21 protein-coding genes are annotated in these 14,996 nt (G+C 59.4%); 16 read left to right on the top strand and 5 right to left on the bottom strand.

From position 1 onward, the window contains the following. The first annotated feature begins 8 nt into the window (after positions 1–8). The 13 genes from ACP146_RS08805 to ACP146_RS08745 all read left to right on the top strand — a co-directional run bounded on the left by ACP146_RS08805 (position 9) and on the right by ACP146_RS08745 (position 8,856). A complete protein-coding gene (locus tag ACP146_RS08805) occupies positions 9–551 on the top strand; it encodes a hypothetical protein (protein ID WP_422366382.1) in 543 nt (180 codons plus the stop codon). Continuing rightward, positions 541–1,302, top strand: coding sequence for a hypothetical protein (locus tag ACP146_RS08800; protein ID WP_422366381.1), 762 nt, complete (start codon positions 541–543; stop codon positions 1,300–1,302). Before ACP146_RS08805 ends, ACP146_RS08800 begins: the two co-directional genes overlap by 11 nt. Continuing rightward, positions 1,299–2,027 carry a hypothetical protein gene (locus ACP146_RS08795; RefSeq protein WP_422366380.1) on the top strand — a complete coding sequence of 243 codons (729 nt, stop codon included), beginning with the start codon at positions 1,299–1,301 and terminating at the stop codon, positions 2,025–2,027. Before ACP146_RS08800 ends, ACP146_RS08795 begins: the two co-directional genes overlap by 4 nt. Further along, entirely contained in the window at positions 2,024–2,356 is a 333-nt protein-coding gene (locus ACP146_RS08790; RefSeq protein ID WP_422366379.1) for a hypothetical protein, read from the top strand. The genes ACP146_RS08795 and ACP146_RS08790 overlap by 4 nt, the downstream gene beginning before the upstream one ends. After that, a complete protein-coding gene (locus ACP146_RS08785) occupies positions 2,353–2,532 on the top strand; it encodes a hypothetical protein (protein ID WP_422366378.1) in 180 nt (59 codons plus the stop codon). Before ACP146_RS08790 ends, ACP146_RS08785 begins: the two co-directional genes overlap by 4 nt. Next, positions 2,529–3,425, top strand: a complete 897-nt coding sequence (locus tag ACP146_RS08780) for a PD-(D/E)XK nuclease-like domain-containing protein (RefSeq protein ID WP_422366377.1) — start codon at positions 2,529–2,531, stop codon at positions 3,423–3,425. Before ACP146_RS08785 ends, ACP146_RS08780 begins: the two co-directional genes overlap by 4 nt. Then, positions 3,422–4,756 (top strand): hypothetical protein, encoded by a 1,335-nt coding sequence (locus tag ACP146_RS08775; RefSeq protein ID WP_422366376.1) that lies wholly within the window; start codon positions 3,422–3,424, stop codon positions 4,754–4,756. The genes ACP146_RS08780 and ACP146_RS08775 overlap by 4 nt, the downstream gene beginning before the upstream one ends. Continuing rightward, positions 4,753–5,412: an exonuclease domain-containing protein gene (locus ACP146_RS08770; protein WP_422366375.1), complete on the top strand. Its 660-nt coding sequence runs from the start codon at positions 4,753–4,755 to the stop codon at positions 5,410–5,412. The genes ACP146_RS08775 and ACP146_RS08770 overlap by 4 nt, the downstream gene beginning before the upstream one ends. Continuing rightward, entirely contained in the window at positions 5,346–6,341 is a 996-nt protein-coding gene (locus ACP146_RS08765; protein WP_422366374.1) for a DUF5131 family protein, read from the top strand. Before ACP146_RS08770 ends, ACP146_RS08765 begins: the two co-directional genes overlap by 67 nt. Then, positions 6,338–6,892: a hypothetical protein gene (locus tag ACP146_RS08760; protein ID WP_422366373.1), complete on the top strand. Its 555-nt coding sequence runs from the start codon at positions 6,338–6,340 to the stop codon at positions 6,890–6,892. The genes ACP146_RS08765 and ACP146_RS08760 overlap by 4 nt, the downstream gene beginning before the upstream one ends. Further along, positions 6,889–7,053: a hypothetical protein gene (locus ACP146_RS08755; RefSeq protein ID WP_422366372.1), complete on the top strand. Its 165-nt coding sequence runs from the start codon at positions 6,889–6,891 to the stop codon at positions 7,051–7,053. The genes ACP146_RS08760 and ACP146_RS08755 overlap by 4 nt, the downstream gene beginning before the upstream one ends. Beyond that, positions 7,050–7,526 (top strand): hypothetical protein, encoded by a 477-nt coding sequence (locus ACP146_RS08750; protein ID WP_422366371.1) that lies wholly within the window; start codon positions 7,050–7,052, stop codon positions 7,524–7,526. The genes ACP146_RS08755 and ACP146_RS08750 overlap by 4 nt, the downstream gene beginning before the upstream one ends. 145 nt (positions 7,527–7,671) lie before the next feature. Next, a complete protein-coding gene (locus tag ACP146_RS08745) occupies positions 7,672–8,856 on the top strand; it encodes a tyrosine-type recombinase/integrase (RefSeq protein WP_422366370.1) in 1,185 nt (394 codons plus the stop codon). Positions 8,857–8,911: 55 nt separating this feature from the next. On the opposite strand, the gene ACP146_RS08740 is transcribed toward ACP146_RS08745, so the two are convergent. Continuing rightward, entirely contained in the window at positions 8,912–9,604 is a 693-nt protein-coding gene (locus ACP146_RS08740) for a hypothetical protein (RefSeq protein WP_422366369.1), read from the bottom strand. A gap of 205 nt (positions 9,605–9,809) precedes the next feature. Here ACP146_RS08740 and ACP146_RS08735 point away from each other — a divergent pair, with 205 nt between their 5' ends. Continuing rightward, complete coding sequence (locus ACP146_RS08735; protein WP_422366368.1) at positions 9,810–11,030, top strand: tyrosine-type recombinase/integrase; 1,221 nt, start codon at positions 9,810–9,812, stop codon at positions 11,028–11,030. Positions 11,031–11,259: 229 nt separating this feature from the next. Here the strand turns inward: ACP146_RS08735 and ACP146_RS08730 are convergent, their stop codons facing one another. Next, positions 11,260–11,793 carry a TadE/TadG family type IV pilus assembly protein gene (locus ACP146_RS08730; RefSeq protein WP_422366367.1) on the bottom strand — a complete coding sequence of 178 codons (534 nt, stop codon included), beginning with the start codon at positions 11,791–11,793 and terminating at the stop codon, positions 11,260–11,262. Then, a complete protein-coding gene (locus ACP146_RS08725; protein WP_422366366.1) occupies positions 11,790–12,296 on the bottom strand; it encodes a TadE/TadG family type IV pilus assembly protein in 507 nt (168 codons plus the stop codon). The genes ACP146_RS08730 and ACP146_RS08725 overlap by 4 nt, the downstream gene beginning before the upstream one ends. Before the next feature lie 510 nt (positions 12,297–12,806). On the opposite strand from ACP146_RS08725, the gene hspQ reads away from it, so the two are divergent. Then, entirely contained in the window at positions 12,807–13,124 is a 318-nt protein-coding gene (gene hspQ, locus ACP146_RS08720; protein WP_422366365.1) for a heat shock protein HspQ, read from the top strand. Here the strand turns inward: hspQ and ACP146_RS08715 are convergent. Together ACP146_RS08715 and ACP146_RS08710 are read right to left on the bottom strand one after the other, a co-directional pair. Further along, the gene (locus ACP146_RS08715; protein WP_422366364.1) at positions 13,072–13,590 is read right to left on the bottom strand and encodes a DUF6362 family protein; all 519 of its coding nucleotides are present in this window, start codon (positions 13,588–13,590) and stop codon (positions 13,072–13,074) included. The genes hspQ and ACP146_RS08715 overlap by 53 nt on opposite strands. A 63-nt stretch (positions 13,591–13,653) precedes the next feature. Then, a complete protein-coding gene (locus ACP146_RS08710; protein ID WP_422366363.1) occupies positions 13,654–14,019 on the bottom strand; it encodes a hypothetical protein in 366 nt (121 codons plus the stop codon). A 262-nt stretch (positions 14,020–14,281) separates the two neighbouring features. Between ACP146_RS08710 and ACP146_RS08705 the strand changes: the two genes are divergently transcribed. Next, positions 14,282–14,899, top strand: coding sequence for a helix-turn-helix domain-containing protein (locus tag ACP146_RS08705; RefSeq protein ID WP_422366362.1), 618 nt, complete (start codon positions 14,282–14,284; stop codon positions 14,897–14,899). Positions 14,900–14,996 lie beyond the last annotated feature (97 nt).

The raw sequence follows: 14,996 nt of genomic DNA, 5'->3' as shown, positions 1-14,996 counted from the left end.
ATAACGTCATGACCACTCCGACAGAAGAAATGCTTGGGGCAGCCCAGAAGGTATTGACAGGCCTTGAAAGGCGCATCGCTGAAGCACCGGCAGATAACGTGCCTGTTTTTGACGGCATCGCGGAACTTGCCGCAGCCATTGCACGCGCCCAAGAAGAGGGTGCGGCAGAGCGGTCCTTTCTAGAGGATCTCGGGAAGAAACGGGCGCGCGTGGATGCTCAGCGGATGGAGCAAGCCAGTTTTGCCGAGCGGGCTTATTCCACCGGACGCTCACACGCTGCCGAGCAGCATCGGTCATCCGAAAAGGTTCTGGCAACATGGGTGGACGCTCTTGATTGGGTCCGCAGCACCTACGACGTGAGCCGGATTGTCACCCAAGAAGAGAAAGCAGCAGCCCCGACAATGCGGGAAGCGTTGGCCGATGTCGCGTCCGAATGTGAGCACCTGCTTGGCGGGGTTGATAGCGACGAAATGACCATGGGTGTCGAGCGGATTTCAGGCGTCGTTGACCGCGCTATACAGCTTGCACAGGAGCGCGCCAATGACGGCTGACATGACCACCACCCTTGCGCCGAAAGAGTGTTCGTCAGAAAAGCTGACTGTCGAGATTACGGCCAAGTTCATTTTCGAAAACTTGATGCCCTATGACGGGCCGAAGGGCACAGAGAAGCCCGGGTGGGTCAAGAATGGCAACAGCCTCAAACAAGGCGAGGCCAGAGAACACGCGCGCGCAATTTTAGGTTTGCTTCGCCGCCCCTCCCCCTCTGCTGCTGTAGAGGTTGTGGAGAAGCGAATAGAGAAGATGCGCCCAATTGTCCACGCTATGCCCAACAATGAAGCGGCCAGCGCTGAACTGGAGACTTATCTATCTCTACAACGGGAACTTCGCGCCCTCCCCCAGCAACCCTCTGACGGCTTTGCTGCGGGGGTGGCTGCGTGTGTTGGTGAGATAGAGGCGCAGCGCCAGAACTACACCAACGTTGCCTGCGGCGAAGAGGGCCCCTTCACCACCGACTACGCGGCAGGCATGAACGAGGGCGGCATTCGTGCGCTGACTGATGCGCGGAGAAACCTTTCTCAACTCTCCCCCACCCAGCCCGAAGACAAGGGGCTGAGAGAGGCGCTTACCTCACTGCTGAAAACCGCGAAGCTGCTTTACCAGAACGCTGAGGGCTGTGCGGTGAATCACCATGCCCTCGACTATCACGAGCAGGGCTTGCCCGGCTGGCTTGCTGACTGTCTGAGCGACATCGCAGAGGCCGAAAAAGCCCTAGCCCTCTCCGCGCAGGAGAAGCAGCCATGACGGTTAAGCCTATCCTGTTCTCCGGGCCAATGGTGCGGGCAATCCTTGACGGCAGGAAGACGCAGACAAGGCGGGTGCTGAAGCCGCAGCCGATAGCGCCTTGGTACTGGCCGGGTGACGACGTTGACCCTGACGCCGGTTGGTTCGACCGTTGGGAAGAGGGACGAGAGCCGTGCGGAGCACCAACACGCGAAGTGACTCCGCCCATCAAACTCCCTTACGCCCCCGGCGACCTGCTTTGGGTGCGGGAGACCTGGGCAATCAATAACTGCGGGCGGCGGGTGAGCCTAAGTGCCGACGCGTGGCCGGAAGGCTGGCCCGTGGACCGATTGCAGTACATGGCGACAAGCAAAGCAACGGACTGGCACTTCAAGACCGGCGAGCCCCATTGGTGGAATAGCCGCCCCTCCATCCACATGCCCCGCTGGGCATCGCGCCTCACCCTTGAAGTCACAGACGTTCGCATAGAGCGGGTGCAGGCCATCAGCGAAGAGGATGCGCAGTCCGAAGGTGCGGAAGAGAAGTTCTTGACCGTCATTGCCCGCCCGGATGGTGACCCAGATTACCACATTCCCAGCAGCCATAGAGGCGGCTTCGCGATCCTCTGGAATTCCCTAAACGCCAAGCGCGGCTTTGTCTGGGATGCAAACCCTTGGGTAGTTGCTGTCACCTTCAAGGCCCATCACCGCAACGTTGATTCTTACTGCGGAGCATCACAGCCATGACTCGCGCCCTCTCCCAAAACCTCGAAACCATCGCGGCCCTGCAAAGCTTCTGTGTCTTCGGATACGAGACAGACGACAGTCTGGCGGACGTAACAAGCCCGGACTACTTCACGTCGGTGGCTTCGCGCCTGATGGCCAATGACCTTCTGCTAATCTGCGCCGATACTGAGCGGGAGCCCGCCTGGGGGCTTTTTCTGGTGAGCGCTGTAGCTGCTGATGGAGTCGAGCTTCGAAGCGTCACGGCCATGCCAGAAGAAACTGTTGGCGGCCTTCTGTTTCGTCGGGCTGGAACAATCCAAGCGGCGAAGAGGCGCGGGGCAAAGCCATGACAGAGCGCCTTACCCTTGTCGTGGATAACGACGACCCCGCCGCGGCCGAGCAGCAGGAAGAAGCTCAGCGCCAGGTCGAGCCAGCGCCTGACCGTGTCTTCTCCACCCTTGGAAAGTGCGTTGCCTTCGCAGTCGCCTATGTCTTCATCATGGTGCTGCTGGAGTTGGGGGCATGACCAAGATCACCACGCCCGGCATCTACAACATCTCCCTTGCGGATTATCACAACGATCCTTGCGAGGAAGTCTCGATCAGCAGCAGCGGACTTCGCACCATCGACGCCGGCTGCCCGAAACTCTTCTGGGTCAATTCGCCCCTCAATCCGCACCGCGAGCACTTTACCACGCCGGCCTTTGAATTTGGCCGCGCGACCCATGATTGGTTGCTGCAGAAAGAGACGTTCTGGGACCACAACCATGTTCTGGGAGAAGGTGTCAAACTCACCACCAAGGCAGGGCGCGCGGAGAGAGACGCAGCGCTTGCGGAGGGCAAGACCGTCATCAAGCATGAAGAATTCCAGAGCGTCCAAGCCATGCGCCAGGCCGTGCTTGAGCATGAGTTTGCGGGGGCTGCCTTCGAGAACGGCCAAGCCGAGCCGACGCTGGCATGGAAGGACGAAGAAACTGGCGTGTGGCTGCGCTGCCGCCCCGACTGGCTGCCGGCGGTGCAGGACTGGATCCCCGATTACAAGACCGCTGTAAGCGCAAAGCCAGCCGAGTTTCAACGCGCCGTCTGGAACCATGGCTATCACATGCAGGCAGCGCTTTACCTTGAAGGCATCGAAGCGGTGACAGGCAAGGCGCCGCGGAACTTCTTCTTTGTCGTCCAGGAGAAGAAGGCGCCCTTCATCGTGACGGTGATCGCCTTGGATCGCATCGCCATCGAGTGGGGGCAGCAACAGAACCGCCGCGCCATCCGCGTATTCGCGGACTGCCTGGAGCGCGACACATGGCCCGGCTATTCGAGTCGGGTGGAACAGATCGGCCTTCCCGGCTTTGCCGAGTATCAGCTTCAGCAACGCCACGAGGCCGGCGAATTCGACACCTTCGCAGAGGATACCGCCGCATGAGCGACGCACCCGACAAACAAGACCTCCTGAACCAAGCCGCCGGCAAGGCCCTGCCGTCCACTGAGGCGACACAGGTCGAAATCCAACGGGCCATCGCCCAGGTGCAGGGCGCCCTTCTAGTGGCACGCTCCGCGCCGCGAGACGAGACGAAAGCCCGCGAGCGGATCAAGGTTGCCTGTCAGGTCCATGAACTGGCCGCCGCTGCTTTCTTCCTCTATGGCCGCGCGGGCAGTCAGGTTACAGGTCCCAGCATCAAGCTTGCCTGCGAACTGGCGCGCTGCTGGGGCAACATCGACTACGGCGTGGTCGAGTTGAACCGCAACGATGAGAAGGGCGAAAGCGAGATGCTGGCGGTCGCCTGGGATCTGGAAACCAACACCCGATCAAGTACCAGCTTCGTCGTGCCTCACAAGCGCGACAAGAAGGGCGGCGCCGTCGTCCTGACCGATATGCGGGACATCTACGAGAACAACGCCAACGCGGCAGCGCGGCGCCTCCGGGAGATGATCCTCAAAGTCATCCCCCATGAGGTGGTCGAGGAAGCCAAGGCAATCTGCCGCGAGACTGTCGAGCATGGGAAGGGTATCGACCTCCCCGAGCGGCGTAAGAACTGCATCGGTGCTTTCTCCGGCATCTCTGTTACCCGCGAGCAGATCGAACGGAAGATCGGCAGATCGATCGATATCGCCACGGCCCAAGACCTGGCAGCCCTGGAACTGATCTTCAATTCCATCAGGAACAATGAGACGACCAGGGCGGAACACTTCGAAGACGACCGCACGCCGGAGATTGAGAACGCGCTGACGAAGAACAAAGAAGCGGCCAGCCAGGACGGAGGCGATCCGGCAGCGCCTGAGAACAATGACGCGGAAAGACTTCAATCCGCCGCCCGAGAGGTTGCCACGCTGGGCAAGGACGCCCTGCAGAAGCACTGGAAATCGCTCAGCCAGCCGGAGCGAAAGATCGTCCACCCGATCCTGCCAGAACTGACCAAGACGGCCACCGAGGCGGACGAACGGCCCCTCCCTGACGATCCACCCGAAGACCTGTTCGGCGATGATGCCCCGACCGAGCCCGCCCAGGAACAGCCCGCAGAGGAAACACCGCCGGCCGATCCTCCCACCCAGGCAGCCACCACCGCACTGCGGCCGCTCCTGTCCGCCCTGGGGAAATGCGAGTCCATCATGGCTGTCTCCGCTCTCTGCAAAGACAACGAAGCAGAGATTGCCGCCCTGTCAGAAGAGGATCGGAAGACGTTCGGCCAGAAGCGGGCAGAGATTGAGCAGAAGGTTATGCCGACAAGCTCACCACAAAAAGGAAATCGGAAATGATCATCCGCGTAATCGACTTTGAGACTACCGGCCTACCACCCGACGCATCGGTTTGCGAAGCCGCTGCTGTCGATCTGGTTGGTGACCCACCAGAAGTTGGGCCGTGCTCGCAAACCCTAGTGCAGCCAACCACCGAAATGACATTGGAGGCCTTGGCGACGCACCACATCACCGCAGAACAAGCAAGGACCGGCATGACCTGGGATGACGCCAGGGCTGCGCTGGAGGACGGCCATCCGGATGTCTTCGTGGCTCACAACGCGGATTTTGAGAAGGCGTTCTTCGACCCAGAGGGGGCAATTTGGGTTGACACGTACAAAGTAGCGCTCCGGCTCTGGCCTGACGCGCCAAGACACACCAATCAAGTGCTTCGCTATGCCCTTGGACTAAATCTAGACGAGCGCGCTATGCCGCCTCACAGGGCACTGCCGGACGCCTGGGTAACGGCTCATATCTTGCTGGAGGCCCTGCGCATCGCGACACTGCAAGACATGGTGCGCTGGACCCAAGAGCCATCGTACCTGACCAAACTCACCTTCGGGAAGCACCGTGGGCAGAAATACAGTGACGTGCCCAGGGACTATCTCCAATGGCTGTCGAGGCAGGACATGGACCCAGGGGTTATCGCAGCAGCCAAGCGAGAGCTCGCAAACTAGTGGGCGAAACCTCAAAGATCGCCTGGACGGACGCGACGATTAACTTTTGGATGGGATGTACGAAGGTAAGCCCGGCCTGCGATCACTGTTATGCCGAAGCCTGGGGAAAGCGCAGCGGCATGGTGAAGTGGGGTGCCGGCCAGCCGCGGCGGAAGTCCAAGAGCGCGATCAAGACGGCTTTCAAGCTGGAGCGCCAGGCGATCCGGGAAGGTCGACGCATCAGGGTATTCACGAACAGCCTTGCCGATTTCTTCGATAAGGAGGTCCCGGAGGTCTGGCGAGACGAGGCGATGGCCGTGATCGCCCTCACACCTCACCTAGACTGGCTGGTCCTTACGAAACGGCAAAAGGTCATGAGCGACTACCTTGCCTTTGGGTCCACTTACCAGGACCGTTGTAACGCGATTGGCGAGCAGGTGTTGAACCTGTCCGATGATTATGTGCTGCTGAGCCATGCCCTGCCCCTTCGCAACATGCGTCTTGGCGTGACGGTTGAGAGCCAGGATATGGCTGAGCTACGGCTTCCCGCCCTCAAGAACATGGCCGGTCAGGGCTGGAAAACCTTCGTCAGTTACGAACCCGCCCTTGGCCCGGTGAAATGGTGGCCCTTCCTAGACCCCGAAGGACTCTTCGGCGGCTGCATCCAATGGGTCATCGTCGGCGGGGAGAGCGGCCACCACGCGCGGACCTTCGATCTGCAATGGGCCAGGGACACCCGCGACGCCTGCAAACGGGCCGGGGTGCCATTCTTCATGAAACAGCTTGGCACGGCCGCCAGCGACCCTCACAACGGCTTGGCCGGCAAGGGGTTGAAGGTCCCCGCCGAAGCCGCCCCGCTCATCGGCCGGCGCCTTGCGGACCCTGCCGGCGCCGATCCTGCCGAATGGCCGGCCGATCTGCGCATTCAGCAATTCCCGGAGGCAGCATGACCGAGCCACAGCGAACAGTCCGGCTAGCCGACGCCTTGGAGGTCTGCCAGCGCAATGAAGCCATCAAGCAAGCCCTGGAGAGCGGCGCGGAGCCCTATCGCGACCTGGACGGGCAACTGTTGGAAGTCGACTTCATCGACGCCAACGCGGAGCGCGTGGAACCCTGGAGGCACGACCGGAACCATAAGAAACTCTACCGGCGCAATCAGAAGCTCGCCAAGCTGTCTGGGCAACTGATCGGCCAGCCCGGCGACCGGATCGAAACGGCTAAACACCTTGCGGTGTTGCACCACCGACAGGGCGCCGACATCGAAGGAGCAGTGCGGCGCGGGCTGTTTGACGCCATTTGGCGCTATGACATCGTGTTCGACACCTTCACGGTGCCTAGGCGCTACGGAAACCACATCCTCCGGCCCGGACGGATCGCAGCAGTGGCGGAAGAGGTTCGCCGCCGTCACAGCCTCCCGCCCGGCTTCTGGGTCCGCAACCGGCGCAACACCGGCCTAGTCTATGTGGTGCCCCTGCCCGCCAGCCAGAGGGCCACAGCATGAGCGACACGCCGCGCACCCCGTTGCTAACGGCCGCCGGCAAGCTTATCGAGGCCATGATCGACGCACGCCAAGACAGGATGCAACTCCGCTTAGGCCCCTTCATGCGCGACGGCATCGACCATGGAGAGTGGTCCGTCAAAGTGGAGAGGATGGAGGAATGACCCGCTACGCGCAGTCCACCACCGTTGCAGCGGATAAATCGCGCGCCGAGATTGAGAAGATTCTCGCCCGCTACGGGGCCGACCAGTTCCTTTATGGCTGGGAAGTCGGCCAAGCCGTCGTCGCATTCCGAGCCCACGGCCGGCAAATCCGCTTCACGCTGCCCATGCCGGACCGGAACGATGAAGAATTCACCTTGACCCCGGCTCGGCGAACGCGCCGCTCAGCAGAGCAGATTGAGGCCGCCTATGATCAAGCCGTCAGGCAGCGCTGGCGGGCCTTGGCCCTGGTGATCAAAGCCAAGCTGGAGGCCGTGGAAACCGGGATCACAGAGTTTGAAGACGAATTCATGGCTCAGATCGTTTTGCCAGACGGCCAGACGGTCGGGGCCTTCATGAAGCCTCAGATCGCCATTGCTTATGATCGCGGCCACATGCCGAAGCTTCTACCGGCACCAGGATCCAGTTCAGAATGAGGCCCGACCACCTGACATTGCCCAAAGTTGCACAACGGCTTGGCAAAAGCGCGCGATGGCTGCAAACTCGTCTGGCTGAAGACTTCCGCAAGGCCCCGGTCGACCGCCGCTTACAGCTGCACGGCTACATAGGAAGGTCGAAAGTATGGACGGAAAGCCAGTTTCAGGCGCTAAAGGCGGCAATCGTGGCCGCGGACACGGCCTCAAAGTCGCCGTCCGGCTCGGTACGACGAAGCTCCACATCACCGGAACTCTGCGCGTTGCAGGAACCAGCGTCCGCGTGCGCCGAAGCACAGGCCTTGATATCAGCTCGCCTCAAGCCTGGGAGGCCGCAGAAGCCCTCCGGATCAAAGTCGAAGCGGAACTGCTCGACCAGGCCGTCTATGGACGGCCCCCGCCTGTCCTCCTCGCCACCATTGCGGCTCATTACATCAAAGCCGTAGGGCCGGGCCCGGCTGACCTCCGAAACCTGAACGAACTACTCGACGCCTTCGGCAAGCGCCCCGTCGCTGAAATCAGTCGGGGCGATATCGAGGCTTACTATCGCAGCCGATTTGCCGATGCGAAGCCCCAGACGCAGCGCCGGCACGAGAACACCATGCATGCCCTTCTCACCTTCGCCACGAAGAAGGGACATCTGCCGGCGACCCCCTACTGGGAGCGCACCAAGGTGCCCCACAAGAAGGGTGACAGCGTGATGAAGCGCTATCTGCCGGGCGAAGGTGAGCTACTTGTCGACTGCGCTGCCCCTCACCTGCGGCCCCTCTTCGCCACCCTGCTTGTCACCGGCGCCAGGGTCGGTCAGACGATCCACCTGAAGAAGGAGCACTTCGTCCTAGTGCCGGGGCGCGGCCGCATTCACTTTCCCGAGACAAAAAACGGCAACGCCTACACGCGGCCCCTGCACGACTATGCGGTCAACATGCTAACGGAATGGCTCGAGCAGCGGCGCGACCGCTTCCCGGAGATGTTCCTGACTCATAGACGAACACCCTTCAAGCCGAGGATCGGCGGCGGGGGCATCATCCAACACAGCTTCAGGACTGCACGTGATCGCTGCGTCGCGCGCCTTCAAGCCATGGGCCTCGATGACCGAGCTCGCGTCATCGCCCAGGCAACGCCTCATTGGTTCCGGCACAGCTTTGCAAACACGCTACGGCAGGATCATCGGCTCGATGCGCGCACGATCGCTGAAGCCGGCATGTGGGAGAGCGTCGCGCTCGTCAATGACACATATATCGCAGATGTGCCGGCGCACGTGGAAGAAGCGATGAAGGGAATGGTGTTCGGGTTGCAATTCAGCAAGAAAAATCAGACAAGCATACGCTAGACAGCAATGGGAACTGCACCACCCTTCGGACTCTATGGCAGAGGAATGCAGTTGGTCACTGAAAGTGTAGCCCTTCTCGTCTCTCGCCTTGAACATTTAAGGTGGCCAGAACAGTGCCACTCCCAACCGCCTGTAGGTCACCGCATACAACCGCACTGCTACTCTTCATCAGCCTACTTGGCAGGCGAACGTTGTACCCTGTTGCTGAGAAGCGAAGTTCATACTGATCAAAATGCGCCGTTTCAGGTTTCAGCAACCAACCATCTGGAGCACGCACACAAGTCGTAACAAAATTTCCGGCGACTTGGGTTGGATTACGCTTAGCACTGAGTCGGGGGCTCGAAAACCATTTGGTTCGTACTATTGCCTGCGTCGTAGGCGCCACAGCAGCTGGATCACCCAAGATAAATTGCAGCATCCGATCGATGTAGGGCTGCATGCAGCGCCGTGCCTCTGATTGTTGTTCCGCCGCAAGGCTGTTGATCTCGCTCTGCAGTCCCTTCACCAAGCCCTTCGATTGTTCCGAAGTAAACTCGATCTCACCTTCGGCGCCGACTCCCAATCTGCGAAGCGCGAAGCCTCCTTCCACTTCGCCTTTGGCCACCAGGGTCACCGACTCTCCGCCGGCAACACAGAAGGTGACGATTAGATCGATAGCCTCCTGAACATCATTTGAGGAGGCAGCATGGGAGCTGGTTTGAGCTACAATCCCGAATGCAAAAAAACTCGCGGCTACGAACTTGCGCATTAGATTTCCCCCTGACTGCAAGGCCCTGAAAACCACCATAGCACAAGCACTATGGGCGGATACACCATCTGTGGTGGCATAACTTCTCCCACTGAGGCCACACGTTTTCTGGCGAGATCCAGGCGTAGCCATCGAAACTGTGGAGAGATAGATGCCAAGAAACAAAACAATCGTATCCAATCCTCAATCTGGCCTTAGAGTCGTTGTGCGCGGAGGCTCAGCCAAGCTCTACCTCATCGGCACCGTCCGCATCGGCAGCAAGTCGATCCGGATCCGCGAAAGCACCGGTCTGGACGCCAATCAGCCGAGCGCCTGGGAGGCCGCCGAGACACTCCGCATCAAGCGCGAGGCCGAAATCCTTCAGCGCTTCGTCTACAAACGCCTGCCGGATGCGCTCTTTGCCGATGTTGCCGAAGAGTTTCTACGCACGCGGAATCCGAACCAATCGACGGCAAGGATCGTTCGCGAGTTCATCGCCGCCTTCGGCCGGGTGAAGATAGCGGAGCTCGACCGCAGCGAGTTGGAGGCCTTCTTCATCAAGCGCTGTAAGAACGTCCAGTTGATCACCCGCAAGCGCATGGAGGGGCTGCTCGCCGCGGTGCTGAACTACGCCGCCAAGGCTGGCTACATCTACGCGGTACCTTACTGGCCGCGGGTGCGGGTGCGATCCAGCACCACCAACGCCGCCATGAAGCGTTTCTATCCCGGTGAAGTGGAACTGCTTATCGATTGTGCGGCCGATCACCTGAAACCCCTCCTGGCCCTTCTCTATGCGACCGGAGCAAGGGTCGGCCAGGCTGTACACCTACACCGCGTCCACTTCACCTTCAGCGGCGAATACGGGCGGGTGTTCTTTCCCAAGACCAAGAACGGCCACTGCTATCTGAGGCCCTTGCATCCCTATGCGGTGCAGATCCTGCGGGACTGGCTCAGCCGGCGCCGCGGCGACAGTCATCCGGAGATGTTCCTCAATGCCCATGGCCGCCCCTACCCTATCCTCGACGGTCGCGGCGGCCACATCCGCTCTGCTTTCGCGCACGCCAAGCGCAGATGCGTTCGGGAGATGAAGGTGCTCGGCTATCACGAACGCGCCCTGGTGATGAAGCAGGCGACACCGCACTGGATGCGCCACAACTTCGCCAACACGCTGCGCCAGGATCTTGGCCTTGATGCCAAGGCGATTGCCCTCGCGGGCATGTGGCGCAACCCGGCGGTGGTGGAGCGATACTATATCGCGGATGTGCCGATTGATCTGGAAGAGGTCATGACCACCCTGCCCCTCGGCTGCCGCCTGGGCACGCTGCCTCCGGGGCAGGCAAAGGCGGTGCAGGCCGGATGGTCTTCTCTTGGCGCGACCGTGACCCGAGATGCGAAGGGGCTCCTTGAGGTTCGTCGATCCCAGCAGGCCGGGATCGATTGGCGCTAAGCCGCCTCATCTGGCACAAAGCTGACACAGCGCTCCCCTGCTCGAAGCGAAATCCGTTATTTTCCCAATAGTTTACCGGACATTTGCAACGCCCTTAGCAGGAATGTGCAGCCTAAAAATTGCTTTATTCGCAATTTTTTGAAGTCGGGTTCGGCCGGCGCCGGCTCTGTCTTCCATCGCTTGCCATGACCGCCATTCTGCGCGGCGGCGTTTTCCTCAAGCGCGTCTGTTAAGGCCCCGGCCCTTCGACAAAGGTGCTGCGTCTGGGGCGCATGATCGACGTCTCTTCGATATCCGTGACGCCGAAGATGAAATCAAAAAAGATCGGGCTGTAGCTGTAGGTCAGCCGCACAATAACAATCCCTTCACCGGGTCCGCCCATGTTCTGTGCCAGAGCCAATGCATCGGGAATGGTTCCTCCGTTCTTGCTCTCCTGCCAGTCGACCTGTGGGGCGCCGGTATCCTCATCGAAGCGGATGCCGACAATAGCAACCGAGTGGGCAGCGGCCGGATAGGGGTCGAGAACAAGTTCAGAAGCACGCAGAATGTCGTTGAGCTGCGCATTGGAAACATCGCGGCGCTGCGAAATCAGATCCGCGGCAGTCTGCGCTGCCGCCACGACCTTCCTATCAAGCCGCAACAGATTGGTGACCTCCACAACGCCGACAAAGAGCATAAGCATGATCGGCAGCAGAAACGCGAAGTCGATTGTCGCATTGCCACCCTTGTCTCCGGCGATTTTTTGCAGAAACCCTACCATCATTCCACGTTGTATGGTTCGTTTTGAAAAGCGACTGTTGATACGATCAGGTTGCCGGCGAGGCCGGCTGTGATGAGATCACCGATCAAAGGCGTTGTGTACTCCCAACGATAGATCGCGCGAACCACGGTTACGGCTCCGCTGCCGCCTGGCGAAAAACCGTTGTTGATGATCTCACCATCTTCATCCACCTCGATCGGCATATTCACCGCATTGAAGCTTCCAAAAGTCTGCACGTTGTAGATGACCTGGGTGCAGTCGATAACGTTAAAGAGCGCGTCACAGAGCTGACTCTGAAATGCGGTTACTGGATCCGCCTCGCTCTGCACTTGGCCGGTTCGGATCGTTCGCGCGGCCTCTTTGGTCGCGCCTTCGATCACACTGCTTGTAAAAAACATCACGGACAGTTCGATGATCCCCATCATCAACAGAATGAAGGGTGGGGCCACCATCGCGAACTCGGTGACGACACTGCCCCGATCGTCACGCAGAACATCGTCGCGCAAAGGCCGGCGGGCAGGCCTTATGCACCGCGCGTTGATCGCCCGGAATCTACTGAGCAGGGACGACCGATCGGGTCGGCTCCCCCGCTGGTTCCATCTATCCGTAAGCATCGCAATCCTCTCGCGGGAGGCTCGCCACCTTTTGCCTGGATGCGAGTCCTGATCCTCCCGAAGATCGATTCGACCGGGTTCCGCTTAACAAAGGCTTAAGGCAATGAACCTAACGCTCAAGGCAGCAGCACCCATCGCAAGATCAGGAAAATCGTCTTGAGGTCTTTTTTCTTCGGGAATACAAATTTCTATTATATATCATATATATAGTGGACTTTCATCACCTCGGAGATCAGCAAAAAGATGTATCGAAATTGCCTCGGATTCGAAGCGATTCTTTACCCCCGTTTGCCACCGACTCTTCGGCGGAAGGCCCGGCCACTTGTCTCTTCGAATACAATCCGCATATGACTAAGATAGATGTATTGATGAACTGAAAGAATCGGTAGCAACGCTATGCGAATGGCGAAGTTTCAGATCGGACAGATCGTGCGGCACCGCATGTTTCCATTCCGCGGCGTCATCTTTGACGTTGATCCGACCTTCTCGAATACCGAGGAGTGGTGGGAAGCCATACCGGAGGAAATCCGTCCGGTGAAGGATCAGCCCTTTTATCATCTCCTCGCCGAGAACGAGGAGACGTCTTACGTCGCTTATGTGTCCGAGCAAAACCTCGTGGTTGACGAAACCGGCGACGCCGTCTCACACCCTCAGGTGAATGATCTCTTCAGCGGCCTGGAGAACGGTCACTATGTCTTGAGGGAATCTCAGACAAACTGATATGCGGAGCGAACTCCTTGGCAAGCCAGGAGCAAAGCCGCGCAAGCCCACGATCGCGGATGTCATATACGGTTCGCCGGGCACAGCCGTAGCGTTCGCGCAGGAAGGCCACCTTGACCCCACAGGCCAGGCCAAAGAGAACGCCGATATCGCGCTGCGGCTTCGCCCCGGCAGCGTGCACCAACCACAGCAGAACCTCATCCATGCGATCGATCGCTGCTGCTGATGCAGGCAGAAGACGCGGACCGCCCGCAGCCTGCCTCTGATGTCCTGCATCGAACTCTCGAACCATCTCCGGCCAGTGAACACGGCTTGATGCTGTCAGCCACCCCCTTTCCCGGTTCGGTTGCCGCTTCAAGGTATCCGCTGCTTCCATCAGGAGTTCCCAAACACCATCTCTGAGGGTCGGGTTTTGCCGCCCCGCCAGCTCCGCCAGATACAACCCGTGTTCAACGGCAAGCTTCACGCGTTGAGGCCTTTGCGACGAACTGCTCCGATTCCGGACAAGCGCTTCACTGGCTCTCATACCCTACTCTCCGCCCAGCTTCAGTTTCAGCTTTGCCCGTCGGCTCTCACCGCGCTTGATGGAGACGCCCTTATCCGGCTCACTGCGCCCCTTCATCAAGGCGCAGCCCCATTGCGCCAGCACTCTGGCCGCTTCCTTGGCGCTCCAGACAGCACGCGCACCGTTTCCACCTTTTCTAAGTCGGGCGATCAAGGTGCGCTCCCTCTCGGTCAGGGGCTCGGCGGCAACCCGGCGGAGATCTCCGTCCCACCAACGGTCAGCGGGCGCCTTGGCGAAAAGGAAGTGACACCGTCCCGCCGGCGATATGATGACGACATCCGGCTGCTCGTTCTCGCTGCCCGCATCGCGGAAGCTATTATTGGAAATCATCTGGTGCGTCCAATCAGGCGGCAGTTGGTTTTTCAGCATTCGGCCGATAAGGCTTCGCAATAAACCAGCATTTACGCGACGTCCGGAAACCGACTCTTCGCTTGCACCAGATCTCGAAGGCGGTAGCGACGCGCGGGCCCTGAACACCGGATTATCCAATTTCAATCTCCCATAGCATGATTTCCGTATTTCGCAATCAAACGTAATGAAGAGTTGCGAATATTGCAATAGACAAAAAATCACAAATTTCGCAATATCTGGAATGCAGAAAAAATGGATTCAACAGCGCTTGCGCCAGCTCGGGAAAACCCAGCGCGGATTGGCACGGCATATGGGTCTGGACCCCTCCCGCATTACGGAGATCCTGAACGAAAGCCGGAGCATCAAGGTTGAAGAGGCGGTCGAGATTGCCGACTACCTCGAGACACCTTTGGATGATTTGGTGTCCAGGCTCGGTGCTGCGATCTCAAGTGGCATAAAAGCAACCAGCCTGGTGGTCGGTTATGTCGGTGCCGGCGAAACCGTACTATCCATTGACGACCACGCCAAAGGTGGAGGCCTTTACAAGATTGAAGCGCAACATGGTGAAGGCGGCGGAGTCTGCGTGGTGGTCCGCGGCAACTCGATGGCCCCCCGTTTCAAGGACGGCGAGCATCTCGGGTACTCCCGCGACGAAGGTCTCGATTCTTCCAACTGGTTTGGTCGAGAGTGTGTGGTGCAGACCAAAGACGGGCGCCAGCTCGTGAAAATCGTTGAACCTGGAAACAGCGCTGGTGAGGTGACGCTGGTCTCAGTCAACTCATCGACGCCCATTGAGCACAACGTCCCCGTTGAGTGGGTGGCTCCGGTTACCTGGGTAAAGCTGAGACCGCGAAACTGAACAGCAGGCAGCCATTGCGGATTTCGTTCTCAGAGTTCAACCTCCAACACAAAGAGCCAGATCTTGCTCTTGAATTCGATAACTCATCCGCCATTTC

Source organism: Pelagibius sp. (assembly GCF_965249265.1).
Classification (GTDB): Bacteria; Pseudomonadota; Alphaproteobacteria; order Kiloniellales; family Kiloniellaceae; genus Pelagibius.
The sequence above is the reverse complement of the archived record's forward strand: the minus strand, read 5'-3'. Positions and strand labels throughout refer to the sequence as shown.

Excerpts from the sequence above, each read along its gene's own strand:
- ACP146_RS08805 (WP_422366382.1), top strand. The coding sequence starts at position 9 with ATGACCACTCCGACAGAAGAAATGCTTGGGGCAGCCCAGAAGGTATTG.
- ACP146_RS08800 (WP_422366381.1), top strand. The coding sequence starts at position 541 with ATGACGGCTGACATGACCACCACCCTTGCGCCGAAAGAGTGTTCGTCA.
- ACP146_RS08795 (WP_422366380.1), top strand. The coding sequence starts at position 1,299 with ATGACGGTTAAGCCTATCCTGTTCTCCGGGCCAATGGTGCGGGCAATC.
- ACP146_RS08790 (WP_422366379.1), top strand. The coding sequence starts at position 2,024 with ATGACTCGCGCCCTCTCCCAAAACCTCGAAACCATCGCGGCCCTGCAA.
- ACP146_RS08785 (WP_422366378.1), top strand. The coding sequence starts at position 2,353 with ATGACAGAGCGCCTTACCCTTGTCGTGGATAACGACGACCCCGCCGCG.
- ACP146_RS08780 (WP_422366377.1), top strand. The coding sequence starts at position 2,529 with ATGACCAAGATCACCACGCCCGGCATCTACAACATCTCCCTTGCGGAT.
- ACP146_RS08775 (WP_422366376.1), top strand. The coding sequence starts at position 3,422 with ATGAGCGACGCACCCGACAAACAAGACCTCCTGAACCAAGCCGCCGGC.
- ACP146_RS08770 (WP_422366375.1), top strand. The coding sequence starts at position 4,753 with ATGATCATCCGCGTAATCGACTTTGAGACTACCGGCCTACCACCCGAC.
- ACP146_RS08765 (WP_422366374.1), top strand. The coding sequence starts at position 5,346 with ATGGCTGTCGAGGCAGGACATGGACCCAGGGGTTATCGCAGCAGCCAA.
- ACP146_RS08760 (WP_422366373.1), top strand. The coding sequence starts at position 6,338 with ATGACCGAGCCACAGCGAACAGTCCGGCTAGCCGACGCCTTGGAGGTC.
- ACP146_RS08755 (WP_422366372.1), top strand. The coding sequence starts at position 6,889 with ATGAGCGACACGCCGCGCACCCCGTTGCTAACGGCCGCCGGCAAGCTT.
- ACP146_RS08750 (WP_422366371.1), top strand. The coding sequence starts at position 7,050 with ATGACCCGCTACGCGCAGTCCACCACCGTTGCAGCGGATAAATCGCGC.
- ACP146_RS08745 (WP_422366370.1), top strand. The coding sequence starts at position 7,672 with ATGGACGGAAAGCCAGTTTCAGGCGCTAAAGGCGGCAATCGTGGCCGC.
- ACP146_RS08740 (WP_422366369.1), bottom strand. The coding sequence starts at position 9,604 with ATGCGCAAGTTCGTAGCCGCGAGTTTTTTTGCATTCGGGATTGTAGCT.
- ACP146_RS08730 (WP_422366367.1), bottom strand. The coding sequence starts at position 11,793 with ATGATGGTAGGGTTTCTGCAAAAAATCGCCGGAGACAAGGGTGGCAAT.
- hspQ (WP_422366365.1), top strand. The coding sequence starts at position 12,807 with ATGGCGAAGTTTCAGATCGGACAGATCGTGCGGCACCGCATGTTTCCA.
- ACP146_RS08710 (WP_422366363.1), bottom strand. The coding sequence starts at position 14,019 with ATGATTTCCAATAATAGCTTCCGCGATGCGGGCAGCGAGAACGAGCAG.
- ACP146_RS08705 (WP_422366362.1), top strand. The coding sequence starts at position 14,282 with ATGCAGAAAAAATGGATTCAACAGCGCTTGCGCCAGCTCGGGAAAACC.